This window comes from Ekhidna algicida (genome assembly GCF_051379705.1).
In the GTDB taxonomy this organism is placed as follows: Bacteria; Bacteroidota; Bacteroidia; order Cytophagales; family Cyclobacteriaceae; genus Ekhidna.
In genome coordinates, this window is the sequence record NZ_CP179868.1 from 3807564 (window position 1) to 3829739 (window position 22176).

Below are 22176 nucleotides of genomic sequence, written 5' to 3' on the forward strand. Positions count from 1 at the left end.
AATTAGATTATGAGGTTTAATTTTTATTAATAATAATGTAGAAGGCAACGCAACAAAAAAGGCTCTCCAAATGGAAAGCCTTAAAATTGATAGTTTTCTATTGTTACAACTGATAGGTAACCGCTTTAATAGCTTCCACCGTTCTGGATACGTTTGGCAATACTTCCTCAATCAATGTAGGGGCATAGGGAAGCGATACATCTTTGTTAGTGATACGGTGAATAGGTGCATCTAACCAATCGAAGGCATTTCTTTGTACGTGGTGACTAATTTCTGACGAGATGGATGCCAATGGCCATGCTTCTTCTACAATCACTAATCGATTCGTCTTTTTCACTGATTCAACGATAGTATGATAATCTATTGGTCTTACTGAGCGTAGATCTATTACTTCAGCTTCTGTCCCATCTTTGGCTAGCTCGTCAGCTGCTTGATTGGCTACTTTCATCATCTTACCAAATGAAAGCAATGTCACATCAGATCCTTCGCGAACCACATTTGCTTGACCAATCTCTAGTAAATACTCTTCCTCTGGCACTTCTCCTTTGTCAGCATACATCAATTCAGACTCCATGAAGATTACTGGGTTGTCATCTCTGATAGCTGTTTTCAAAAGGCCTTTTGCATCGTAAGGATTGGAAGGTACAACCACCTTAAGACCAGCAGTATTAGCGTACCAGTTTTCAAAGTTTTGTGAGTGTTGCTGGCTTAACTGTCCGGCATTTCCTGTTGGACCCCGAAAAACGATCGGCACATTGTATTGCCCACCAGACATTGATAGCATTTTGGCCGCACTATTGATAACTTGATCAATAGCCACCAGAGAGAAATTGAATGTCATGAATTCGATAATAGGGCGGAGGCCATTCATAGCGGCACCAACTCCAACTCCGGCGAAACCAAGCTCTGTGATAGGTGTATCAATGACACGTTTGGCACCAAACTCATCCAACATGCCCTGACTCACTTTGTAAGCACCGTTGTATTCGGCTACTTCTTCTCCCATTAGAAAGACATCTTCGTCTCTTCTCATTTCTTCACTCATCGCTTCACCAAGGGCTTCTCTGAATTGAATTTCTCTCATTGTTTCCTAAGTATTTTTCGGTGTGCTAAATTAATGATGAATGCCTGATTATTGAGATTTTGTTGACCCTTTTTAAGTGCAGTCAATTTTGACCTAAAATAAAAAAGCCCTACCAAAATGGTAGGGCTTCAATTTTATTCTGAATCGTGAATTACTTCACAGCTTCGTTTACCGCATCTGCAAAGTTTGTGAACTCAAGATCGTTCAATGCCATATCCTTGTAAGAAGGCTCAGCATCTACTGCTTTCTTAAGATTAGATCCAACACCTGAAGCGTTGTTTTGTCTTGCAGCTGAAACAGCTAGTAGGTAATAAGAGTCTGCTCTTTCTACTTGCTTGAATTCTGCATCAGCCATAGGGTAGTCACCGCTAAGCAAATGAGCAAGACCTCTATCGATCATTACATTCTCATTGTTTTTAGCAGAAGCGAAAGAAGCTTTTGCTTTATCGTACTCGGCCATTCTAACTTCAACAGCACCTTTCATAGCGCTTACTTTCCCGTTGATGTCGTTAGAAGAAGAGCTTACACCACCTAGAGTTTCGTAAGCTGCTTCGTAATCACCTTGCAATACTTGTAGTGCACCCATGTTAGCTTGTACTTCAGGAGAGCTAGCCATTTTGTTCATAGCTATCTCTAGTTGAGTTGCAGCTCCATCTAGCTTAGAAGCATCGCCTCTTTTAGCCATTTGAAGGTGAGCAGCAGCTAAATTGTTGTGTGCTTGCCACATGCCAGACTTATCAGCAGCAGCCTTGTAGATTGCAGCTTTTTCTTCTAAGGAAGGAGTAAGTGTTGCACTGAACATTAGTTCTTCAATAGTAAGTGTGTCTGCGTCAGCTTCGCCGCCTGTGATTGCTTTTGCAAGTACAGCGATTTCTGCATTTGATTTCTTAGGCTTTACAGTCAATACTTCTGTTTTCGCAGACCTTAAACCAGGATATACATCTTTGAATACTTTCTTGTAAGTAGAAAGCTTCTTCATTTCTTTTTCTTTCTCAACGAAAGATCCAGAACCATTAATGATGTTTGTGTACTGACCTTTTTCTTCTGCTGAGATGCCTTCGTAAGCTGCAAGAGCTCCTTTGAAAGCATTCCAATCTTGAACAACAGGCTTTAGGATGAAATCGATAGAATCGGCTGCTCCCTTGTAATCGTATCGATCCATTCTGTTTCTATAGTATTTCTCGATAGTCGCTGCTCTATCTTCTGATAGATCACTGTTAATAGTCTCAGTACCTTCTGGTGAGTGAGTACCTGTGATAGTAACAGTTCTGGTTACATTTTTCTCTGCGATGAATCCGCTAAGCATATCTCTTTTCGATGCGTTAGTTTCTCCATCATAAGAGAGAGAAGTTCTAAGGTTAGATCTTCCTTGATCGAAGTAGAAATCAACGTTGGTTGGAATTAATTCTTCCTTGTCGTTGTACCCGTGATCTGCATAGCTAACCATTGCAATGTCTTTCACCCAGGCAGAAGTCATAACAAGACCCTGAGCTACCGCCAAACGATCAGTTTCTGCAGTTTTTCCATTTTTAAGGTCTGTAGCTACTCCCTGTACGTAAAGTGTACCAGGGTTCATTCCATCTTGGTAAGGGAATGTGAAGTTTGCAGACTTTCTTGAAGTAGTCGTCGAGCTATTAGGGAAATCAGAAGCCTGGAATTCCACTGATCCAACAGCAACTTCCTGGTCACCGTACACATAGATTGTGTTTAGTGTGAAGCTTGTGTTAGATGGAAGAATTTTTGGAGGAAGAACAGCGCTCATCTCGAAAGGAACGTTTCCACCATGCACTTCAAGTGGGTTAGGGTTTACTTGAAGATCATTCTCCTGAGCCAATTTTATCATTTTATCAAGCTTACAACCGGAAAGTAAAATTACTCCGGCAGCAAAAGCCATGGCTAGGTTAAATTTTTTCATTTGATTCAGTTTTTTAATTGTACAAACAATAAATAGTATAATTCTTAGTTTATAGTGCACGCAAAATTAATCGAATTTATCATTTTACTATACTAATAAACCAACTATCTAATAGATGTATTGTTTATCTTTGCTTTGATATATTACAATGATGCAGGATTATTTAGAAAAATATGCGTTTGGAGTGTGCACCCGATTGGGGGAGAAGTTTCGTATTCCTACTTCAAGCATTCGATTATTCTTCATTTACACATCATTTTTGACCTTTGGCTCTCCGGTAATAATCTATCTGGGACTGGCTTTCGTTATGAATTTTCGTAAGCTACAGCGAAGAAGAAACAACACCCTTTGGTATTATTAATTATATAGGTCACTATATTTCCGACTTCCTCTTAAGTAATATTCATAGATCATAAGCTTAGTTTTAGGCGTTATGGACGTTAGTTTTCGCTTTCTGGTCATTTTGGAGAAATTCCATAGTACAGAAAAATGGGCTTTGATTACAGCCACGCTGTGGTTCGGGTTTCCTTCAAATAAGAACTTGATGGCTGCTACCCAGTCAAGTGTCATCCTGATAGGCAGCTTAAAAATCAATTTGTTTAAGGGTAAATTCTTAATAAGGATATATAAGCCATTTCGAAAATTTAGATATGTCTTAAAGGGACTAGATTTAGCCAGTGTACCACCACCAACATGAAACACCGTTGATTTTGGAATACACTTGATTTGATGGCCTAGGCTATGAATCCTCCAACAGAGATCAATCTCCTCCATGTGTGCAAAGAAGTCGGAATCAAAGCCACCGGCATTGAAGAACACTTCTGAGCGAACCATCATGCAAGCTCCAGATGACCAAAAAATATCAACCTCTTCATTGTATTGGCCGGAATCTGATTCAACCTGATCGAAAATACGTCCACGGCAAAATGGATAACCTAGAAAGTCAATAAATCCTCCGCATGCTCCTGCGTATTCAAATAGTGACTTGTGATTGTAATCTTTTATTTTCGGTTGACACGCTGCATAATTTGGATGAGCATCTAAGAATTGCTCAAGTGGATTGAGCCAATTAGTAGTCACTTCAACATCAGAGTTTAAGAGCAAAAAGTACTCTGCTTCAATTTGTTTAAGCGCTTCATTATAGCCGCCTGCGTATCCGTAGTTTTTATCTAGTTTAATTAATTCAACTTTTGGGAAGTTCTTTTCCAGAAAGGGGATGGAATTGTCCGTAGAAGAATTGTCAGCAACTACTATTGTCGCATTGGGTGAATAGGTAACTACCGAAGGAAGAAACTTCTCCAGATAGGATACCCCATTATAATTGAGTATGACTACTGCAGTCTTTGCCATTTACATCATCCCTGATAGATCCATTCCTGGAATATTAGGCATCAATCCTTCGGTGGAATTTTTTATGTGTTCTTTCGCTTTGATGTCAGCATCGCTCACTGCTTTATTTACCGCGGCAATAATCAGATCCCTCATCATATCTTTATCAGCGCTATTTACAAGGCTTTCGTCGATTTCCAGTCCTATTAGCTCTTTGTTGCCATTAGCTCGTGCTTTGACCATACCACCACCTGATTCTCCTTCTGCTGTGATGTCTTTGAGCTGATCCTGAGCTTCTTTCATTTTGGATTGCATCTCCTTCACTTTGCCCATCATTTTCATCATGTCGAACATATCCTTCTTATTTTTTTATTAACGTAAAAGTACCTTTTTGCATTCGTTTATTCCCGTCTGCTGTTTCAAAGATTATTTCATAAAGATAAGTTCCTTCCGAACCAATTGATCCATTGATCGTGCCGTCCCAACCAGGAGATGCTATGTCTGATGAATAGACTAATTGTCCCCATCTGGTATAAATATTTGTGGTTGCAGTCTCCGTTGGTAGTCCGAATAGTTCAAGAGTGTCGTTGAGTCCATCGCCATTGGGAGTAAATGCGGTAGGGACATAAATGACCAATTGGTATCGAACTGTAACGGAATTAGATCTTAAAGTGGTGCCATCTGGATATACTGAAGACACAGTCACGAATTGGCGAGGGCTACCATCTTTTGCATCTAGTTGAACAGAGAATTCTGTTGATGGAATTTGATTCTCTGTTTGCGAAAAATCATTACCGGTCTGGTAGTTATTCTGTGGACTGTCTGTAAGTGAATTTACAGGAGGACTAAAAATCACCAGATATTGATTTGTGCTTTCCTTAGTAGCATCAACCAATGGGGGATTGGTTTCGGCTGTATATAAAATCTGACCGCAGCTATCCACGTAATCCAATCTATAATAATACTTTCTCCCATTGGAACCAATCGGATCTGTAAATGAGCTGGTTTGTTCGGAACGAAAATCAAACTCTTCGCCTTCTAATCTGCGATAGATATTGAAGGTACCGCGGTTTACTGAATCAAGATTGATATAGATGCCAGATGAACCATATGAGGAATAGAGTGATTGAAAAGGTGAAAGTGACAGGTCGGAGGATTCAGCACAAAAATCTTGAGAAAAGGTGGATGTCCCATTGCAAGGATCGAATGCTTCGATATTTAGACAATAGTCCGCCCTTGCAAAAGGTATGTCACTCAGGACAATGGAGTTTTGCTTAATGTAGCCATCATATATTCGGGTGGTACTCCCTTGAGTTAGGTTAATTCTATAGTTGGTGAGTGTATCTATTGCATCTAGTTCCAGGTATAGGCTGAATAGATCTTTGCAGGTCTCCTTAATGGCAGCATTGGTAATATTTGGTGCCAGCAACGTGGGAATGGGATTGATCTCCTGAAAAAAAGCAGTGCATACTTCGTCTGCATTGTCAAAAAAACCTTTGAGACCAATAGCTTGAGTGGAGGTGTTTGAGTAACCAAACTGAGCAGTCTCAGATGTTAATAAGGTGACTGAGTCAGAAACCGTAAAATAAACACGAATGCTATCATAGTAGGTGTCTTGTGACGTAATGGAAACTTCTCGCCCATTACACATTTGAATTTGGATATCCGGGACTAATGGTTCAAATGCTTCAACAAAAAGGGTGTCGGACCTATCATCTATTCCGTCTACACCAACAATTTGGACAATCTGATAGATGCCTGCATCCTGATAGGTGAAGGTTTTATTGTTTGTAATACCTGCTCCTTCGAAATAATAGTATTGTCGGGTGACTGCACCGAAAGAATCATACTCAGTTATATTGACGGTCATCGGGTTGCAGCCGCGATCGAATTCGACAGAAAAGCGACCTTTACTGCTAAAGACTTGCGCATCTGCCAATATAGGCAGTAGTAAAAGAAGTAAAATATGTCTCCAGCGATGCATCAATCAGTATACGAACAAGTGTCGTAAAGTTAACCTTTAAAATGCTGGATTATTTTATCCAGATTCATGGGATTTTGTTCTCCTGAATCCATGTTTTTGAGCATGTATTCGCCAGATTGCATTTCATTATCGCCAATAATCAAGGTGTAAGGTGTTCGAATCTTGTCTGCATAATTGAATTGTTTCTTGATCTTATCTGTATCGGGATAAAGATCTGCTTTGACGCCTGCCTGCCGTAGCTTCATCACTACCATTTGCCCATGTCTAAGATTCTCTTCGCTGAAATGCACAATCAATAACTCCAGTGGTTGAGTGATTTGATCCGGGAATAGACTCAACTCTTCCATTACATCATAAATACGATCCAAACCAAATGAAATACCAATTCCGGAGATGCCATTTAATCCAAATACTCCGGTGAGATTGTCATATCGACCACCACCGCATATACTTCCCATTTGGATGCTTGTCGGCTTTACTTCGTAAATCACTCCTGTGTAATAGGAGAGACCTCTTGCCAGAGATAAATCGAATTCTACCTTAAGATTTTTTTCTTTGAACTGATCCAAAGTTTCGAAATATGATATGATCTCCTTTACTCCTTTATTCTCAGGATTGATTGATTTAACCTTCAGAATAAGTTTGTCCCGATCAGTTATTGATAGGATATCCATCACCTCGCGAATTTTACTAGCACTTCCGCCTAAAGAGGTAATATTCTCAATGACCTTTGCTTCGCCAATTTTATCCAATTTGTCAATTTCTGCACAAAAGGGAACAGCCTGTTCCTTTAAATCAACATACTCTGCTAACAGAAAGAGGATATCTCTGTGATTGACTTTGATGACATAATCTACAAGTTGCAGGTCATTGAATACGTCATTGAACAAGAGTGTAAGTTCAGCTTCATTCCAAATTCCATTGCTTCCAATGATGTCCGCATCGCATTGATAGAATTCCCGGTACCTTCCTTTCTGCGGACGATCTGCTCTCCAGACCGGTTGTATTTGAAATCTTTTAAAGGGGAATGATATTTCATTTTGATTCATCACTACGAATCGTGCAAAAGGAACAGTCAAGTCGTAGCGGAGGCCTTTTTCTGAAATTTTAGAGGTAAGGTGTTTGCTACCTTTTGCTATGTCTTCAGGATTAGTCTTGTTCAGATAATCTCCTGAGTTGAGTATTTTGAAAAGCAATTGATCTCCTTCATCGCCATACTTGCCTGTTAGAGTGGAGAGGTTTTCCATGGCGGGAGTTTCTAGTTGGCTGAAACCGTATTTGATAAAATTTTGCTTGATTTTATCAAGGATATAGCTCCTTTTAGCTGAAACTTCAGGACCAAAATCTCGTGTGCCGCGTGGCAGAGAAGGCTTACTTTTAGACATTGAGAATTCGTTTTGGACAAAACTACATAATAACCTAAATTTGCGGCTCATTTCACGTAAGAAGACCAAGAAAATGGCCGTAACAAGATTAGAAAGAAAAGGAAGAAAAAATAAGAATGTCGCAAAGAATAGGGTGAACACAATGAAGCGTTTAAACGCAGTTCCTTCTATCAAGAATGTAGACATTGAAGAGATAAAGGCTGAATTTGCGAAGACGGCCAAATCCAAGAAAGCCGAGCCTAAAGCTGAAAAAGCGGCTCCAAAAGCAGAGAAAGCGGCTCCAAAAAAAGAGGCAGCGCCAAAAGCTGAAAAAGCAGAGGTAGCTGACGCTCCTAAGGACGCTCCTAAGAAGGAAGCTAAGAAAGCGGCACCTAAAAAGGCTGCCCCAAAGGCTGAGAAGAAGGAAGCTGCTCCTAAGGCTGAAAAAGAAACAAAGAAAGCTGCTCCTAAGAAAAAGGCAGCTCCTAAGAAGAAAACTGAGGATAAGTAATTATCCTTTTTTATCAAGCCAAACAGAACCTTCCGATTTTTCGGGAGGTTTTTTATATGTATAAAAAAAGCACTGACTAGTCAGTGCTTTTGTGATTAGATAATTAGGTGTATCTATATCTCAGTTATTCTTTTTCTGATTCCTTTGACTTCCAAGGTAATGTCTCTCATCGCTGATTTGGTCAGTACAAAATCAGGATCGTTTTCCATCTTTTCTTCAATTTCCTGAAGGTCGCCTTTATAGAGTCGATCTAATATGGAAAGTTCGGTGATCATCTCAGCAATGGTATCATCAAAAGGCAGGTCATTTAAAACTTCGATGATATCCAAAAGAGCTTGTTCTTCACCTAGGACAATTTTCACCAGTGGTTCCAAAAGCTTTTGATTAGCTTCAGTATCAGGGTAAGTTTCGAGTGTGATTACAGCTTGATAAAGTCCTTCGACAAAACTTCCGGTCAGGGCTAGCCCGGCCATTGTCAAGTGATGGTCTTCCTCCATTTTCACACTAGTTTCAAGAAACAGCCTTCCTAAAATACGAGAAATTTCATTTTCGTTTTGTGCAGTAATGTGACCTCTGAACTCTTCGAGATCGCTTTCATTATAAATAGCTGAATCGCCGAGAAACTCTGCCATGCCGTGCGATGCTCTTAGATAATCAATGCAATCATCTTCATGACCATAGGCAGCAAGGTAGCTGATGTCAGAGGCATATACGCCCATGTTTAAAGCCATCTTATCTCGATTGCTCTTGTATGATTCTATCTTCTCAAGGGAATTGATATGCGCCTTATCAAAATCGGCACCTATAGACTTTAAAGTAAAAGGCACTAAAGATGGATCAGGTAGATCTTCCATCAATTTTTCCAGGTCGTGTATTGTTTTCTCTTCGGCCAGCTCTTCTTTTGACTTCTCATTTTCATTAGATGAGGATCCACTACAGCTGACTATAAATGCTGCAAGTAATATTATTGTTAGGACTTTGATTAGTGACTTCATTGGTTATGTTTCTCGGTTCTTAATTCAAGTTTAATCTTTTTTAAGCTAAAAGATGTGTTTACAAGTGATTAAAATCGGTTACGAAAGTGTGGTAAATGTTAGACTCCAATGTCATACAAAATCCCCTTAGCATCATATTTTTCACCATTAAGGAATACCTCCACCTTAGAGAAAAATGAGTCAGGCAAAGTCAATAGGCTAGTGGCGAAATCACCATCATTGAGAAAAAAATCCACGCTTGCGTGATCAATTAGCAAGTCTACAACCACTCTTTCAAATGGGTTTTCATTCTTGAAAGTCATCGTTGTAGGATTATCGGAGGCTAAAGCTGATCCACTTATGCTGATTGTCTGTGCATTTTTATCCCATAGCATCCGCACTTCGGAGGTGGCATCTGAAACCACGATTTCCATTACTTCAAATTCCTCTTCGATAGCAAAATTGTACCATGATGGACCATCTGTCAGCAGCCTGTTTAATCTGGCTCTGCGTTTGCTTACTATTTGACTTTGCATTGCTTTTAGAGGCCTTATTTTAAGTTTCTGATCTTTCAAAGCCAATGCCAATGGGGTTGAAAAAGTGGGCAGTTGATTGTTGGATGTTCGATTTTTTGTAACGATAATATTTTCATCTCCTTCGCGGATTAAAGTGCCTATTCCGCTATCAATACCTTCAATTGTAATCCTATCAGAAGTTGGTTGAAAGCCAGACCCGTCAAATGAGCCCAACTGGTATTGGTGCTTTGTTCCTTGAGTCAAAAGGATCCATTCATCGTCCATATCTATGAGCCACGACTTAAGTGCACCTTCACTTGTAATTGAATTGCCAGTAGTCCATTCTGTTAGATTTTGTGATGTGAATATGAAGATTCCATTTTCATTCGTCAGTGTTAGTATCCATTGTTCTAAGTCTTCGCTCCAGACGATAGAGGGTAATCCTTTAGCTCTTAGTACGGGATTTTCCAGATCTGTCCATTGTATTCCGTCTTGACTATAATTCAGAAAAAGTTGTTCACCATCGCTCCATAGAATATTCCAGGGCGCATTCAAATTTGTTAGGTTGTTTTCATCCCATATGACTTCACCATATCCATGCTCTGGGATGGGAAATGAAATTGCAGGTTGCCAGCTTAACATGTCATTACTTGTCAGATGTCCCCACTCGTCTGTTTCGGTTGTGTAGAAAAGGTGGTAGAGTGTATCTGTTTTGAGAAGGCTTATTGGTTCGTTGCCTGTTCCGTGAGTTATGAAAGCATGAAAACCTGACGGTCGGTATGTTCCGTCAGGTATTCGTTGGCGTTGTTCCTTATCTGAAGTACTGCAACCAATAATGAGGCTGCAAATGCATATAATAGCTAGTTTCCTGATCATGCAGGAAAGTTAGATAGAAATCTATTTCCTCTTCAGTATCAAGGATGAAATAAGCGTGATAAGGACTCCAATAGGGAAAATTTCTGTGAATGTCATTGCAATCATCACATGTGGCTTTTTATAGCTTTCCATCCAATCATCCATTTCATTGATTTCCTTCATTTTTTCTTCCTCAGCTATATCAGATTGTTCGATTAACTCAATCTGAGAAGCACGATACTTGTCCACAAAATCAGGCGCGAAGTTGGGCATATATATCATCCAGCCGATTACATAGATAACTGAGGCTACCAAAGTAATACCCAGACCATTGAAGAAGGCTTCCTTAAATGAGATAGCTCCTTTTTCATCACGAATTTTCTTAATGCCAAGAAATACAGCTGAGAGTGCTGCAATCATGATTGCATAGCCTAGAACCTCAGCCATTCCGAAATCTGGATCATCTTCCAAGCCCAAGGTTATAAACCAGGAGCTTACGATCAGGCTCCCGCTGATCAATCCGTACTTTAATGCAATTTTCTTATTCATATCTTTTTTTTGTTTCAAAGCACAATCAAATCTTTCAGTTTTTGATCATCCTTTCGGGTGATTTGCAAATTATCATTCTTTTGGAGGATGAATGAGCGCCAGATCACGTGCCTTTTGTATGGCTTGAGTTCTCCTTTTCACATTTAGTTTGGTATAGATGCTGGATATGTGGGTCTTGGCAGTATTTAATGACACGAATAGCTTATCTGCCACTTCCTGATTGGACAACCCTTGGGAGAGTAGCTCTAATACTTCGAGTTCACGCTTGCTGAGTCCTAATTTTTCGCGATCATATTTATCTAAACTTTTCTTCCGAAAAGTATTAGTGCCAAGCCAAATCCCAAAAAAAAGAAATAGAATTCCTACTATCCCACCATAGACCTCTACCTCCATGTCGCGTACCAGGGTTTTGTAGTGGATAATCTGTAGTACGATCATCAGTAGCCCCATTACACCACCATATATCCAATAGATTCTATTTAACTTCTGAAGTCTTTTCAAATTTTATATAATTTTCGCCTTCTAAAATCACTCCTATGTTAAGAAAAATCGCTTACATCGTTGCACGTTTGGCCGCAGCATTTATAATGGGCCAGACGCTTTATTTCAAATTTACAGGTTCTCCTGAGTCTATGTACATTTTTAAAATAGTTGGGATGGAGCCATGGGGTAGATGGCTCATAGGAATATTAGAACTCATTGCCTGCATATTGATATTAATTCCGAAAACCGCCTGGGCCGGTGGTTTATTGGCGGTTGGTCTTATGGTTGGAGCAATTGGCATGCATTTCACTATTCTTGGGATCGAAGTAATGGACGACAAAGGTCAACTATTCTATTATGCATTAATCGTATTTTTAAGCGGATTATTTGTTGTGTTTAACAACAAGGACAAGATATTAACTGAAGTTTTACCTAAAATTTTGAATAGGAAATGAAAAAGCATATTTGGATTTTAGCTTTTGCTCTTTGCTCTTGCGGAGATTCAAAGATTATGAACAGCACATCTGGTGGAGAAAGTCAAGTTCCCGGAGGTGCAATCTTACAAGATTATGAGGCTATTCCTGAGCTACAAAAAGCTGTTATTAAATCAGAAGGTATCACAATTGGTGAAGGCGATTTTCTAAATGGTAAGTATCATGGTTCCTGGACGAGCTACGGTGTAGATGGCAGGCTTCAATCAATAACTACTTATTACGAAGGTAGGAAGCAGGGTGTGCAGCTGCTTTTTGATAATACAGGTTATGTTCAGACAAAGGCTTCTTATCACAATGATCAATTGAGTGGGGAATATCTGATTTATAATCGGAGAAGTATTGCTGAGCGAAGGAACTATTCAGGAAATGAACTGCATGGATTGCAAGAACGATTTTATGTGAATGGCACCATAATGGAGGAGAAAAATTTTGTGAATGGAAAGATAGATGGGATTGCCAGATGGTTTGATGAAGAGGGCAACCTCACGATTGAGTATGAGTATGATATGGGAGAGCTAGTTAATAATTAAGAAACCAGTCGCTCCAGAAAATCTCCAACAAAATAGGATAAGGTAGCAGCAGCACCGCCAAGGAGCAATGTTTCTAAAATACCCTTTATACGCCCAGTATCAGTTGCCAGACTCTTCAGAAACCCTATTCCAACAAAACATAAAGCTGTAAGAATGGATGAGATTAGAAATAGATTATATGCCAAAGGATTGAAATAATCAATTACATATATCACTAGTGGGATAAACCCGAGCATTAGAAAACTAAGAAAGGTAATTGCGCCCATTTTGAACGGGGATTTTGTTTCTTCTGCCATTTCTAATTCCTCCTTCATCATCAAGTCCACCCAGCGGTCTTTGTCTGCAGTAATTACATCTACCACTTTTTCAAGAAGCTCTCCTTCGAATCCTTTGGCTGCATAGATTTCCCGCACTTCCTCTCGCTCTTTCTCAGGAAGATTATCAACTTCCCAATATTCAATGGCTTTGTGTTTTTGGTAGGTCTCCATTTGAGACTTAGTGGAAAGGTAGCTGCCCACAGACATGGCAAATCCATCAGCTATTAGATTGGCAAAACCAAGAATGATAACAATTGAGCTTTCGAGGCTGGCGCCAGCTGCTCCGGCAACTACAGCGAAAGTGGTTATGCTACCATCAATGCCACCATATACAAATTCGCTTAGATAGGTTTGGATCTTGCTGAAGAAGTTATTTTCTCCATGAATGTGGGCTTCCTGAGTTTGGTGATTCATTTACTGGATGGTGTCTGTTTGTACTTCTGGGTCGAAAAAGAATGAAGAAGTACAGCCAGAAGATGTTGAATCAGCAGTTAAGATCATGCTAATTCCACTGAATTGAACCGAAAAATTCTCACAAACCAGTTCATTTTCTTCGTCCACGCACAGGGTCAAAAAATCATTTACGTCCCAGGTTCCTTCCTCAGTTCCCAATCCTCTTTGGTAAGTGTAAGATCCATCTTCATTCAATTCTAATCTATAGCAACTTATATCATCACATGAAATCCCATTCGTACCGTTTCTATTATCATCTTGACAATTGGTTACTGCTACACTTTTTGCAACCCACACTCCGACGAAATTTCCTGAGGAATCGTCATCATTACATCCAATAAGCCAAACACATATTATGAGGAGGAAAGGAATAATTTTTTTCATATTGTAAAAGTAAATCAAAATCACCTCAATAATATTGCTGTAATTATGAGTGGAATGGCATTTTCGAGTATGCGTGTTGGAAAAAAGTATCGCTTAATCAACTATGGTGAGAAAAGCGAATTCATATTATTAGAGGTGATTGGCAGGAATGATTATAAGCTAAAAGATATAGCATCAATGGAACGCTATCTCATGAGTGAACTTATTCAATTCGGAAAAGGAGAGGATTTTGAACTTCGTGAAATATATTGAGTTCTTTTTTAAGGCAAAAAAATGAAAAACCTACTTGTCCTATGTGGAGGTCAGTCAGCGGAGCATCGGATATCTATCCGATCTGCGATGAATATTTTGAAGGCTTTGGATCATTCGAAGTATCACATCACACTAATTGGGATTTCCCAAAAGGGGCATTGGAGACTTGTTAAAGTCGAAGAGCTAGGTGATGAGATCGTGTTGCAAGGAGAACCGATCACTATTTGTCCTGGCGAAGAAGAATGTTTTTACAGCAATGGAAAGTCACTGGGTCATTTTGATGTCATATTTCCTATTCTACATGGACCCAACGGTGAGGATGGTACCGTTCAAGGTTTGTTCAGCCTGTTGAATATTCCATTTGTAGGACCAGGAGTGCTTGGTTCGGCTGTTTCTATGGATAAGGATGTGACCAAACGTTTGCTAAGGGATTCCGGAATCAAAGTAGCTAATTGGATTTTGATTATTAAAGGAGCACATATTCCTGATTATGAGCAGGTTAAAAGTAGTTTGGGATCTGTTGTTTTTGTGAAACCGGCGAATATGGGTTCATCGGTTGGAGTTCATCGAGTGACCAATCCTAAGGAATGGAATGCAGCAGTTTCTGATGCTTTGAAGTACGATCGCAAGGTGCTCGTTGAGGAATCCGTATCAGGGCGCGAACTGGAATGTGCTGTTCTGGGCAACGAGAATCCAAAAGCCAGCGGAGTAGGAGAGGTGCGATCTGGGAATTTCTACTCTTATGAAGAAAAATACGATTCCTCATCCGATGCAGAAATTGATATTCCAGCACAAATCGACAGCAAGTTTTTGCCAGAATTGCAGCAAACTGCTGTCCGGGCATATGAGGCACTGGATTGTCAGGGAATGTCCAGAGTAGATATGTTTTTGACAGATAAGGGCGAAGTTTTGGTCAATGAAGTTAATACCATCCCCGGATTCACCAGCATAAGTATGTATCCTAAACTGTGGGAGGAAGCTGGACTCAGCTATTCCGACTTGCTTGATAAATTAGTCGAACTGGCGATTGAGAGAGGAGCTTAGCAATAGACTAACCTTGGGCAAACTTTATGATTTCGTCAATCGCCATCCGATCTCTAAGTCCTTTGGCATAATGAACCTTTCGAATGATACCTCGCTCATCCATGAGAAATTCGGCAGGTATTGTCTTGATTGACTCATCTCCGGACATCCAATGAATTGGTAAATTCTTCTTCTTAGCTTCAAAGACTTGTTTGAAAAACGAAGTGAAATGACTTTTAGCCGATTTCAATCCGGAGCTTTCCACGCCATACGCATCGTACCATTTTTTTTCTGGATCAGAGATTAATGGAATAGGTGAAATGCTTTTGTGAAAATTGCTCGAGAGCAGAAGGTCCTTTTTAGATTCAAAAAAGAAGATCATTTCAAATCCACTTTTCTTTAGTTCCTCGTTGTGTTTTTCCAGATTATGAACTCTGGTATTGCAAAACGGACATCCAGCATGTCTGAAAAAGGCTATTAACACCCTCTTTCCTTTATACTTACTCAAATCTATTTCCCTATCGAAAATGTCATCAAGTTTGAATATAGGTGCCGGAGCATTGATGTCTAATGTAATTCTATTGTCGGTTGTCATGGTGGTGGTGGTTTGCTAGCCCTAACTTACGTATAATTATTACCGATTGGCTTTCAAGTTGTGAACTTTCCAAGCCGACCTTAGCTTTACTAGCTATGAACTACTGGCAGCTCATCAAAGACTCTTATACCGGATATGCAAATTATCTGTGGAGCGAGATTAGTCAACCGCAGTGGCATAGTTATTTCTATTGGCTGATTGGTGTCTCTCTATTCTTTCTGATTCTTGAGTGGGTTCGTCCATGGAGGAAAGGACAAGCGCGGTTTCGAAAGGATTTCTGGCTTGATTTCTTCTATATGTTTTTCAACTTCTTCATCTTTTCGCTTATCGTATTCAATGCTGCCTCAGACATAGTTGTCAACTTTTTCAATGATCTGCTGGCGTCCGTAGGTATTAATAACTTATTGGCTTTTGAGGTGATGAGTTGGCCAACTTGGTCACACTTGCTATTGGGGTTCATCGTGAGAGACTTTGTGCAATGGTGGACGCACAGGCTACTTCATCGAGTTCCATTTTTGTGGGAATTTCATAAGGTACATCACAGCGTGAAGGAAATGGGTTTTGCAGCTCATCTTCGCTACCATTGGATGGAAACGATTGTTTATCGCACTATTGAATATCTACCTCTTGCACTTATCGGTATTGGACTCAGGGATTTCTTTATCATCCATATTTTCACACTCGCCGTAGGTCACTTCAATCATTCCAATTTCAAGCTTAATTTGGGACCACTCAGGTATGTTTTTAATAACCCTCAAATGCACATTTGGCATCATGCCAAAGCACTTCCGGAGAGCCGAGGCTATGGCGTTAATTTTGGATTGACGCTCAGTATATGGGATTATCTGTTCAAGACCAATTACATTCCTAAAAGCGGTAGAGATATCGAACTAGGGTTTTCGGGAGATGAAGATTTTCCGGAGAATTTCACCGGACAGATCACCCATGGGTTTACACCTCGTACTTCTCAAGGCTCATCCAACCACCACCATTAACTACCTCAAAGCCTTGAGCTTTAAGCATTCGTTTTGCAGAACCGCTACGCATGCCTGATGCACAGCAAGTAATCACAGGTTTGTTCTTATCTAGGTCGCCAAGTTGTTTTGGAAGACTATCCAAAGGAATATTAATTGAGTTTCTAAGGTGACCTCCTTCATATTCGGTTTTTGATCGTACATCCACAATTGTGGCTCCTTCACTTATGAATTTCTTGAGTTTTTTAGATTTTCCAGTAAATAATCCTAGCATGGTTTTTTTATTTAAAGCTATATAAGCAATGTGAGGAGACAAACTATCAGTGTCGACTTATAGTTCCAATTGGTAAATGCTTATTGGCTGAAAGGGTTTCCCCATTTCAAGTTGCTGTATACATCTGATCCACTCAATGTCATTAGGAAAGCAACTACGGCCTCTTTTTCTGACTCTGTCATAGCTAGATTTTGAGGATTTCCGTTTGGATTGAGTCTTCTATCTAATCCGTTTCCCGATTCTGAGATATTGTTGTAATGCTCCAAAACTTCATCTATGTCTTCGGTAAATCCTGTATGCATCATTGGGCCGTTTGCTTCTCCAGCATTGTTGAAAAGATCTCGTAGCGATGGTGATCGAGTTACTTCTATGTCTAATTCATCTGGGTTTGAGAGTGAAGCTATTATGCCATTATTTCTGCTACCTGGATCTATATCAAACTCAGGCGCCCGGTGACAGGCATTACAACCTAAACCACCACCAATTCTCACCCCATTGTTATTGAAGTTTGGTCGTCTCATAAAAAGTTCTTTGCCTTCATTTTCCTCCGCTGTAAAGTTTGAAAAATTCTCGTTGTTGTTTCCTGAAAGAGCTCTTCCTTCATCATACTTAGAATCAAATGATTGAATACTTCGAATGAACTGACTAAGAGCATTTTGCATTCGCTGCTCAGTTACTTGTTCGTCTCCATACACTGAAGTGAAAAGCTCATTATAGTGTTCAATGGACTCCAGCCTGTCAAATAGGCTGTTAATGTCATCATCGCCATTATGCCCGCTAAAACCCATCTCAATATGATCTTGAATGGGTTGTGTTGTTTGTTCTTCCAATGAACCAGCTCGCTCGTCCCAAAAGAAATTGGCTTCTTCTGCGAAACGTGCATTTATCAATCTCATCGAATGTCTACCCGTTGTTCCATTTACGCCAGTGGAAGCCAAGTCTCCATCACCAAAAGCAAATGCCTGCTGATGGCAACTTGCACACGCTATTGAATTGTCACTGGATAAGTTCTTATCATAGAATAGAATTCGACCCAATATGGCTCCTCTATCGGTGATTGGGTTACCTGAAGTATTGTCTTTAGAAATGTACGCTGGGACAGCTTGATTAGCATAATTAGGAAGCTCATTTAAATCAATGTCTCCATTGAATTGTTCAAGGATGGCATCCTGATCCGAGATGGTTATTGTTTCTTCTACCTCCGCAGAACTACATGCGTTAAGAAAATAAATCAGGGAAAGAAGAAGTAACCATTTCTTTGTCATATCATCTTGAGTTTTGTTTTTAGATGACAGGATAATGGTCAAACTGGTGATTTGGTATAGAGCATTCGACCAAATTGATTTTTAATTGGATGAATAGTTAGAATCTGGCTAATTCAGACCATGGCAGGATCATTGTAATCCAGATAATAATCTTTTAAAAGCTTCCAAAAGTCAGTCGTATACTTTCGGTCATCTCTTCGAATCATAAGTTCTGATTCCTCGAGATCTTTTTTGTGAAATTCAAATCTGGCCATATTTCTAAAGACTGAACTCCTTTCTTTATTTCTAACTGTGACTATCTCAGCAGGATATAACTTTGATTTTTCAGCTAGACTTATAAATTGATCCATTTCTCTTTCTGGATAGAGGAGGTAGAAATAACCTTCATTCGACATAAGCTTGTGCAGGCTCTTTATTAAATCATTCATTGGTAGAAGCGAGGAGTGAAGCGCCTGATTTTTTGAAGAGTTTTTGCCTTTGAAACTACTCTGAAAAAATGGTGGATTACATATAATAACATCATATCGATCATCGTCGAAATCCTGAATGGAAGTATGCTTACATGTCAATCTATTGCTCCAAGGAGATTTCACAAAGTTTCTATTAGCTTCTTCAAATGCTTCCTTATTTACTTCTACAGCATCGATGTGAGTATCATCGTTCATTTGAGCAACCATTAGGGAAAGCAATCCTGTACCTGTTCCTATATCTAATATTTGCTTTGGCCTTTTACCTAACTCTTTAATTTCATCAGCTACCCATGCACCAAACAGACAGGCATCGGTCGTTACCTTCATTCCGGATAGCGCTTGTTCTACCCGGAATCTTTTGAACTGAAAGTAGCTATTTGGCATTCAGCGAAGATATGGTTAAGGAGGTCTCTTCCTTTCAAGCCATTCTGAATTTATTTATCTTACCCTAAGATGTAGCAACTAAAACCAGTGCATCATGACCTAACTGCAGGTAATTGACTTCCTTGTTTTACTCATATCTCAACTTCGTTGCTGGGTTTGCTTTAGTCACCTTAGAGGTTTGCCAGTAGATAGATACGATCCCAACAAGGAATAAGAACAAAATGCTAACGAAGATCTCGATGAAACCAAGGCCTGTTCCGTAGCGAATAAGAAAATAGAGGAAAAGCTTATCGTAAAACACATACGAAACCGGAATTGCTATCAAAGCTGCAATCAGAATGAGTTTGATGAAATCCTTGGTAAGAAGATAATACAAGCTGCTATTGGTAGCTCCCATGATCTTTCGTACCGCAATCTCTTTCGTCCTGTTTTCGGTAGTATATGACACCATGCCTAGCAGACCCAAGCATGAGATTGTGATGGCAAGCGCACTAAGGACACTAAAGAATTTGATCTGCACTCGAAGAAAATAGTAGGCATCTTCGATTTCATCATCAAGGAAAGTTGCCCTAAAACTGATCTGTTGATCGATACCCTGCCAGATATCCTCTAGTTCACTAATGGTTCGTTTGATGTTGGTTGAGCTAACAGCCAGCAAAGCATACTGACTGTTTTCAACTGAGTAGCGCATCATGAGTGGATTGATAAGCTCACTTAAAGGTTCAAAATTGAAGTCTTTTAATATTCCAACTATACGGCAGTTGGTACCATCGGCTAGCGAAAATTGCAGCGTGTCCTTTTGTACATTAAATACTTTCATGGCTTGGATGAATTGCTCATTGACCAAAACCAACTCTTCATTTTTATTCGATTGGCTCAGCGATTGACTTTCACCCCAGACCAATTCCATGTTCATGTTTTCGATGAAGTCATCACCAATAAAAACTTCATTCACTCCGATAGTGTCTAGCTGGTTTGAGGTTGCATCTATCGTCGATCCCAGGAACAGTCCCGGCAGGTTGGAAGAGGTGGTTAGCGCTTTTACATCCGGGTGTTTTTGAAGCTCGTTGATAGCGATTTGGCGATCCATTCCTTCAAAAGGAACAGAAAGTATATTCTCTGACAGGAAACCATGGTTGTTGTTGACAACATAGGTATGCTGCCGAGCGATGGCCAAAACGCCGATTACGAATACCAGCGAAAGGAAAAATTGAAAGACAAAGAGGCCTTTCTTGAAACCAGAAACGTTACTCTTCCCATTTTTGATTTCTCCTTTCAAAGTCTGAATAGGATTAAGTCTTGCAAAATATTGAGCTGGGAATATGCCTGCCAATATGCCAACAAGAATAGAGAAGAAAAGAAAGGTTAAAATCTGAACAAAGCTTGGGTCGGTATTGAGTACTTCCGCTGCTAAAACCATTGATAAAAACTCTCGCTTCATAGGGTATAAGATGAGCAAGGATCCAAAGAGAGCTAAAACTGACAGAATGATTGTCTCGACGATAAACTGTGCTTTGATTTGAATTTTTTCAGCACCAACAACCTTACGAATACCTATCTCTTTAGAACGCTTTAAGGCACGAGCAATGGACATATTGGTGTAGTTGAAAACAGCAGGAAGTAGCACTAAAAGCCCTATAACCAAGAAGAAAATCATGGTAGGGTGATCCCACCCAATACCTATTGCCTGACTGATATTCCATCGCGGAACTACGCCATCGAGGTTGATGTATTCCAAAGCTACTTCTCTGTCTGGGTTGAAAGTGGCTGCTCGAGCGGTGATCTGATCCAGTGCTTCCGCAAATAGCGGTTCTGAATCCGAATTATCTAACAAAGCATACACATAGTTTCTGCTATGATTAAACCAATCATTATCAAGATTCGAGGCAATCACTGCAGGATGATTTTCAAGTGAAGTGAGTACCTCAAAATAAAAGTGTGTTTGCTTAGGATTTTCCAGCACTCCTGTGACGCTTAGGGCCCCATAATCCGTAAGTAGGGTCTTCCCAATAGGATCTTCATCTCTAAAGAGCTTCTGAGCCACTTTTTCAGTAATCACAATACTGGAAGGTAATTTGAGAGCTGTTTTTTGATCACCTTTCACAAGCTTGAAGCTGAAAATATCCAGAAAGGATTGATCAGTATAGTAGCCATGAAAATTCAGCAGGTTGCCATGATGATTTACCTCCGGATTAAAATTATCCTTAATCGTTACCGTGTTTTCTATGAAGGGATACTGCTCTTTTAGGTGAGTACCCATTGCGTTGAATGTGGATCCGAAAGTTCGGTCACTCTCCACATCTGCGATGTGTGTATTGATCTGAAAGATTCTGTCTTTGTTTTCCTGCCAGGAGTCAGTCTGATAGATTGCAACAGATATGGATAGAGCTAAAAGGCAAATAGACATTCCTAGTGCTAAGCCAAGAATGTTTAAGGATGTGAATAGTTTGTGCTTGGAGAAATTGCGAATTGCGATCTTGAAATAGTTTTTGATCATAGCGAATGAGTTTTTTTGATAAAAAGGTGAATAGGCGGCTTTTGATTTCCGCTTTTTTAGTCCATAAGAAAACAAGAGTGAAAGCACCTGGATCCAGTATTTAAGGTCGCTATTAAGCTTACCTGTATCTTCAAGGTTTAGTCCATAGACCTCATCAAGGTCACCTTGAATATCTTCTAGTTCAGCTTTGCCAGCATACCATTTCAGCAATCGCTGGGCAAGTAATGGAGGTTGCACTGTTGATTTCATTTCAGTGAAAGGTTTATTTTTGAACCCGCCCAAAGTTGATCTCTTAGCGCTTTCATATTATTCAATTCGGAAATAGCACTATCTGTAAGCTCGAAATAGCGTTTTCTTCGTCCGCCTCTTTCATTCGTAGGCTCGCCAAGGAAGGAGGAGATGTACCCCTTTTCCTCAAGTCGAGTAAGCGTGGAGTGTAAGGCCCCGATGCTCAACTTGCGATTGGCGCGTTCTGAAATATCATTTAATATGGCAACCCCGTAAGCATCTTTAGCAAGATTAGCGATCGTCAGCAGCACTAATTCCTCAAATTCTCCAAGATATCCTTTCATGTTAGTTATTATTTTTTTGAAGCTAATATGTATTAGTTTCTACTTTTAAGAATTAATCATACGGCGAGTTTATCCAATATGTTTCTATTTTTAAGAATTAATATTTAAATCAGTTCAGTAGCTTTGCAT

The 22176-nt window shown here is 39.8% G+C and carries 25 protein-coding genes; 7 read left to right on the forward strand and 18 right to left on the reverse strand.

All coding sequences use genetic code 11. From position 1 onward, the window contains the following. Positions 1-103: 103 nt before the first annotated feature. Together ACL8WY_RS17215 and ACL8WY_RS17220 are read right to left on the reverse strand one after the other, a co-directional pair. Positions 104-1084 carry a pyruvate dehydrogenase complex E1 component subunit beta gene (locus tag ACL8WY_RS17215; RefSeq protein ID WP_436515997.1) on the reverse strand — a complete coding sequence of 327 codons (981 nt, stop codon included), beginning with the start codon at positions 1082-1084 and terminating at the stop codon, positions 104-106. A 151-nt stretch (positions 1085-1235) separates the two neighbouring features. Further along, positions 1236-2999: a tetratricopeptide repeat protein gene (locus tag ACL8WY_RS17220; protein WP_436515998.1), complete on the reverse strand. Its 1764-nt coding sequence runs from the start codon at positions 2997-2999 to the stop codon at positions 1236-1238. Between the two features lie 151 nt (positions 3000-3150). Here ACL8WY_RS17220 and ACL8WY_RS17225 point away from each other — a divergent pair, with 151 nt between their 5' ends. Next, on the forward strand, positions 3151-3360 hold the full coding sequence (locus ACL8WY_RS17225) for a PspC domain-containing protein (RefSeq protein WP_436518077.1): 210 nt from the start codon (positions 3151-3153) through the stop codon (positions 3358-3360). Here the strand turns inward: ACL8WY_RS17225 and ACL8WY_RS17230 are convergent. The 4 genes from ACL8WY_RS17230 to hisS are packed head-to-tail and all read right to left on the reverse strand — an operon-like array spanning position 3357 to position 7697. After that, on the reverse strand, positions 3357-4349 hold the full coding sequence (locus ACL8WY_RS17230) for a glycosyltransferase family 2 protein (RefSeq protein ID WP_436515999.1): 993 nt from the start codon (positions 4347-4349) through the stop codon (positions 3357-3359). The genes ACL8WY_RS17225 and ACL8WY_RS17230 overlap by 4 nt on opposite strands. Further along, positions 4350-4682, reverse strand: coding sequence for a YbaB/EbfC family nucleoid-associated protein (locus ACL8WY_RS17235; protein ID WP_436516000.1), 333 nt, complete (start codon positions 4680-4682; stop codon positions 4350-4352). It lies immediately after the preceding gene. Between the two features lie 7 nt (positions 4683-4689). Next, positions 4690-6312, reverse strand: a complete 1623-nt coding sequence (locus tag ACL8WY_RS17240) for a gliding motility-associated C-terminal domain-containing protein (protein WP_436516001.1) — start codon at positions 6310-6312, stop codon at positions 4690-4692. 29 nt (positions 6313-6341) lie between these two features. Further along, entirely contained in the window at positions 6342-7697 is a 1356-nt protein-coding gene (gene hisS, locus ACL8WY_RS17245) for a histidine--tRNA ligase (RefSeq protein ID WP_436516002.1), read from the reverse strand. 142 nt (positions 7698-7839) lie between these two features. On the opposite strand from hisS, the gene ACL8WY_RS17250 reads away from it, so the two are divergent. After that, positions 7840-8187, forward strand: coding sequence for a hypothetical protein (locus tag ACL8WY_RS17250; RefSeq protein WP_436516003.1), 348 nt, complete (start codon positions 7840-7842; stop codon positions 8185-8187). Positions 8188-8300: 113 nt separating this feature from the next. On the opposite strand, the gene ACL8WY_RS17255 is transcribed toward ACL8WY_RS17250, so the two are convergent. The 4 genes from ACL8WY_RS17255 to ACL8WY_RS17270 form a co-directional block, all read right to left on the reverse strand. Continuing rightward, positions 8301-9182, reverse strand: coding sequence for a hypothetical protein (locus ACL8WY_RS17255; protein WP_436516004.1), 882 nt, complete (start codon positions 9180-9182; stop codon positions 8301-8303). Positions 9183-9280: 98 nt separating this feature from the next. Beyond that, entirely contained in the window at positions 9281-10552 is a 1272-nt protein-coding gene (locus tag ACL8WY_RS17260) for a hypothetical protein (protein WP_436516005.1), read from the reverse strand. A 21-nt stretch (positions 10553-10573) separates the two neighbouring features. Further along, positions 10574-11080 carry a DUF4199 domain-containing protein gene (locus ACL8WY_RS17265; RefSeq protein ID WP_436516006.1) on the reverse strand — a complete coding sequence of 169 codons (507 nt, stop codon included), beginning with the start codon at positions 11078-11080 and terminating at the stop codon, positions 10574-10576. 72 nt (positions 11081-11152) lie between these two features. Then, positions 11153-11581 carry a response regulator transcription factor gene (locus ACL8WY_RS17270; protein WP_436516007.1) on the reverse strand — a complete coding sequence of 143 codons (429 nt, stop codon included), beginning with the start codon at positions 11579-11581 and terminating at the stop codon, positions 11153-11155. A 35-nt stretch (positions 11582-11616) separates the two neighbouring features. On the opposite strand from ACL8WY_RS17270, the gene ACL8WY_RS17275 reads away from it, so the two are divergent. Both ACL8WY_RS17275 and ACL8WY_RS17280 read left to right on the forward strand, forming a co-directional pair. Continuing rightward, complete coding sequence (locus ACL8WY_RS17275) at positions 11617-12018, forward strand: DoxX family protein (protein WP_436516008.1); 402 nt, start codon at positions 11617-11619, stop codon at positions 12016-12018. Further along, on the forward strand, positions 12015-12587 hold the full coding sequence (locus ACL8WY_RS17280; protein WP_436516009.1) for a toxin-antitoxin system YwqK family antitoxin: 573 nt from the start codon (positions 12015-12017) through the stop codon (positions 12585-12587). Before ACL8WY_RS17275 ends, ACL8WY_RS17280 begins: the two co-directional genes overlap by 4 nt. On the opposite strand, the gene ACL8WY_RS17285 is transcribed toward ACL8WY_RS17280, so the two are convergent. Together ACL8WY_RS17285 and ACL8WY_RS17290 are read right to left on the reverse strand one after the other, a co-directional pair. Continuing rightward, positions 12584-13318, reverse strand: a complete 735-nt coding sequence (locus ACL8WY_RS17285) for a VIT1/CCC1 transporter family protein (RefSeq protein WP_436516010.1) — start codon at positions 13316-13318, stop codon at positions 12584-12586. The genes ACL8WY_RS17280 and ACL8WY_RS17285 overlap by 4 nt on opposite strands. After that, complete coding sequence (locus ACL8WY_RS17290; protein ID WP_436516011.1) at positions 13319-13741, reverse strand: hypothetical protein; 423 nt, start codon at positions 13739-13741, stop codon at positions 13319-13321. It lies immediately after the preceding gene. A 54-nt stretch (positions 13742-13795) separates the two neighbouring features. On the opposite strand from ACL8WY_RS17290, the gene ACL8WY_RS17295 reads away from it, so the two are divergent. After that, a complete protein-coding gene (locus tag ACL8WY_RS17295) occupies positions 13796-13993 on the forward strand; it encodes a hypothetical protein (protein WP_436516012.1) in 198 nt (65 codons plus the stop codon). A 21-nt stretch (positions 13994-14014) separates the two neighbouring features. Next, on the forward strand, positions 14015-15037 hold the full coding sequence (locus tag ACL8WY_RS17300) for a D-alanine--D-alanine ligase family protein (protein WP_436516013.1): 1023 nt from the start codon (positions 14015-14017) through the stop codon (positions 15035-15037). Between the two features lie 7 nt (positions 15038-15044). Here ACL8WY_RS17300 and ACL8WY_RS17305 read toward each other — a convergent pair whose 3' ends face one another. Beyond that, complete coding sequence (locus ACL8WY_RS17305; RefSeq protein ID WP_436516014.1) at positions 15045-15611, reverse strand: peroxiredoxin-like family protein; 567 nt, start codon at positions 15609-15611, stop codon at positions 15045-15047. A gap of 95 nt (positions 15612-15706) precedes the next feature. Here ACL8WY_RS17305 and ACL8WY_RS17310 point away from each other — a divergent pair, with 95 nt between their 5' ends. Continuing rightward, positions 15707-16606 carry a sterol desaturase family protein gene (locus ACL8WY_RS17310; protein ID WP_436516015.1) on the forward strand — a complete coding sequence of 300 codons (900 nt, stop codon included), beginning with the start codon at positions 15707-15709 and terminating at the stop codon, positions 16604-16606. Here ACL8WY_RS17310 and ACL8WY_RS17315 read toward each other — a convergent pair. The 5 genes from ACL8WY_RS17315 to ACL8WY_RS17335 form a co-directional block, all read right to left on the reverse strand. Continuing rightward, positions 16563-16859 carry a rhodanese-like domain-containing protein gene (locus ACL8WY_RS17315; RefSeq protein ID WP_436516017.1) on the reverse strand — a complete coding sequence of 99 codons (297 nt, stop codon included), beginning with the start codon at positions 16857-16859 and terminating at the stop codon, positions 16563-16565. The genes ACL8WY_RS17310 and ACL8WY_RS17315 overlap by 44 nt on opposite strands. Before the next feature lie 80 nt (positions 16860-16939). Then, positions 16940-18124: a cytochrome-c peroxidase gene (locus tag ACL8WY_RS17320; RefSeq protein WP_436516018.1), complete on the reverse strand. Its 1185-nt coding sequence runs from the start codon at positions 18122-18124 to the stop codon at positions 16940-16942. Between the two features lie 113 nt (positions 18125-18237). Next, positions 18238-18978: a tRNA1(Val) (adenine(37)-N6)-methyltransferase gene (locus tag ACL8WY_RS17325; protein ID WP_436516019.1), complete on the reverse strand. Its 741-nt coding sequence runs from the start codon at positions 18976-18978 to the stop codon at positions 18238-18240. Between the two features lie 127 nt (positions 18979-19105). Further along, on the reverse strand, positions 19106-21724 hold the full coding sequence (locus ACL8WY_RS17330; protein ID WP_436516020.1) for an ABC transporter permease: 2619 nt from the start codon (positions 21722-21724) through the stop codon (positions 19106-19108). Next, the gene (locus ACL8WY_RS17335) at positions 21721-22047 is read right to left on the reverse strand and encodes a PadR family transcriptional regulator (protein ID WP_436516021.1); all 327 of its coding nucleotides are present in this window, start codon (positions 22045-22047) and stop codon (positions 21721-21723) included. Before ACL8WY_RS17335 ends, ACL8WY_RS17330 begins: the two co-directional genes overlap by 4 nt. Between the last annotated feature and the right edge of the window lie 129 nt (positions 22048-22176).

Coding starts and splice junctions, on each gene's coding strand:
- ACL8WY_RS17215 (WP_436515997.1), bottom strand. CDS start 1,084: ATGAGAGAAATTCAATTCAGAGAAGCCCTTGGTGAAGCGATGAGTGAA.
- ACL8WY_RS17220 (WP_436515998.1), bottom strand. CDS start 2,999: ATGAAAAAATTTAACCTAGCCATGGCTTTTGCTGCCGGAGTAATTTTA.
- ACL8WY_RS17225 (WP_436518077.1), top strand. CDS start 3,151: ATGCAGGATTATTTAGAAAAATATGCGTTTGGAGTGTGCACCCGATTG.
- ACL8WY_RS17230 (WP_436515999.1), bottom strand. CDS start 4,349: ATGGCAAAGACTGCAGTAGTCATACTCAATTATAATGGGGTATCCTAT.
- ACL8WY_RS17235 (WP_436516000.1), bottom strand. CDS start 4,682: ATGTTCGACATGATGAAAATGATGGGCAAAGTGAAGGAGATGCAATCC.
- ACL8WY_RS17240 (WP_436516001.1), bottom strand. CDS start 6,312: ATGCATCGCTGGAGACATATTTTACTTCTTTTACTACTGCCTATATTG.
- hisS (WP_436516002.1), bottom strand. CDS start 7,697: ATGTCTAAAAGTAAGCCTTCTCTGCCACGCGGCACACGAGATTTTGGT.
- ACL8WY_RS17250 (WP_436516003.1), top strand. CDS start 7,840: ATGAAGCGTTTAAACGCAGTTCCTTCTATCAAGAATGTAGACATTGAA.
- ACL8WY_RS17255 (WP_436516004.1), bottom strand. CDS start 9,182: ATGAAGTCACTAATCAAAGTCCTAACAATAATATTACTTGCAGCATTT.
- ACL8WY_RS17260 (WP_436516005.1), bottom strand. CDS start 10,552: ATGATCAGGAAACTAGCTATTATATGCATTTGCAGCCTCATTATTGGT.
- ACL8WY_RS17265 (WP_436516006.1), bottom strand. CDS start 11,080: ATGAATAAGAAAATTGCATTAAAGTACGGATTGATCAGCGGGAGCCTG.
- ACL8WY_RS17275 (WP_436516008.1), top strand. CDS start 11,617: ATGTTAAGAAAAATCGCTTACATCGTTGCACGTTTGGCCGCAGCATTT.
- ACL8WY_RS17280 (WP_436516009.1), top strand. CDS start 12,015: ATGAAAAAGCATATTTGGATTTTAGCTTTTGCTCTTTGCTCTTGCGGA.
- ACL8WY_RS17285 (WP_436516010.1), bottom strand. CDS start 13,318: ATGAATCACCAAACTCAGGAAGCCCACATTCATGGAGAAAATAACTTC.
- ACL8WY_RS17290 (WP_436516011.1), bottom strand. CDS start 13,741: ATGAAAAAAATTATTCCTTTCCTCCTCATAATATGTGTTTGGCTTATT.
- ACL8WY_RS17295 (WP_436516012.1), top strand. CDS start 13,796: ATGGCATTTTCGAGTATGCGTGTTGGAAAAAAGTATCGCTTAATCAAC.
- ACL8WY_RS17300 (WP_436516013.1), top strand. CDS start 14,015: ATGAAAAACCTACTTGTCCTATGTGGAGGTCAGTCAGCGGAGCATCGG.
- ACL8WY_RS17305 (WP_436516014.1), bottom strand. CDS start 15,611: ATGACAACCGACAATAGAATTACATTAGACATCAATGCTCCGGCACCT.
- ACL8WY_RS17310 (WP_436516015.1), top strand. CDS start 15,707: ATGAACTACTGGCAGCTCATCAAAGACTCTTATACCGGATATGCAAAT.
- ACL8WY_RS17315 (WP_436516017.1), bottom strand. CDS start 16,859: ATGCTAGGATTATTTACTGGAAAATCTAAAAAACTCAAGAAATTCATA.
- ACL8WY_RS17320 (WP_436516018.1), bottom strand. CDS start 18,124: ATGACAAAGAAATGGTTACTTCTTCTTTCCCTGATTTATTTTCTTAAC.
- ACL8WY_RS17325 (WP_436516019.1), bottom strand. CDS start 18,978: ATGCCAAATAGCTACTTTCAGTTCAAAAGATTCCGGGTAGAACAAGCG.
- ACL8WY_RS17330 (WP_436516020.1), bottom strand. CDS start 21,724: ATGAAATCAACAGTGCAACCTCCATTACTTGCCCAGCGATTGCTGAAA.
- ACL8WY_RS17335 (WP_436516021.1), bottom strand. CDS start 22,047: ATGAAAGGATATCTTGGAGAATTTGAGGAATTAGTGCTGCTGACGATC.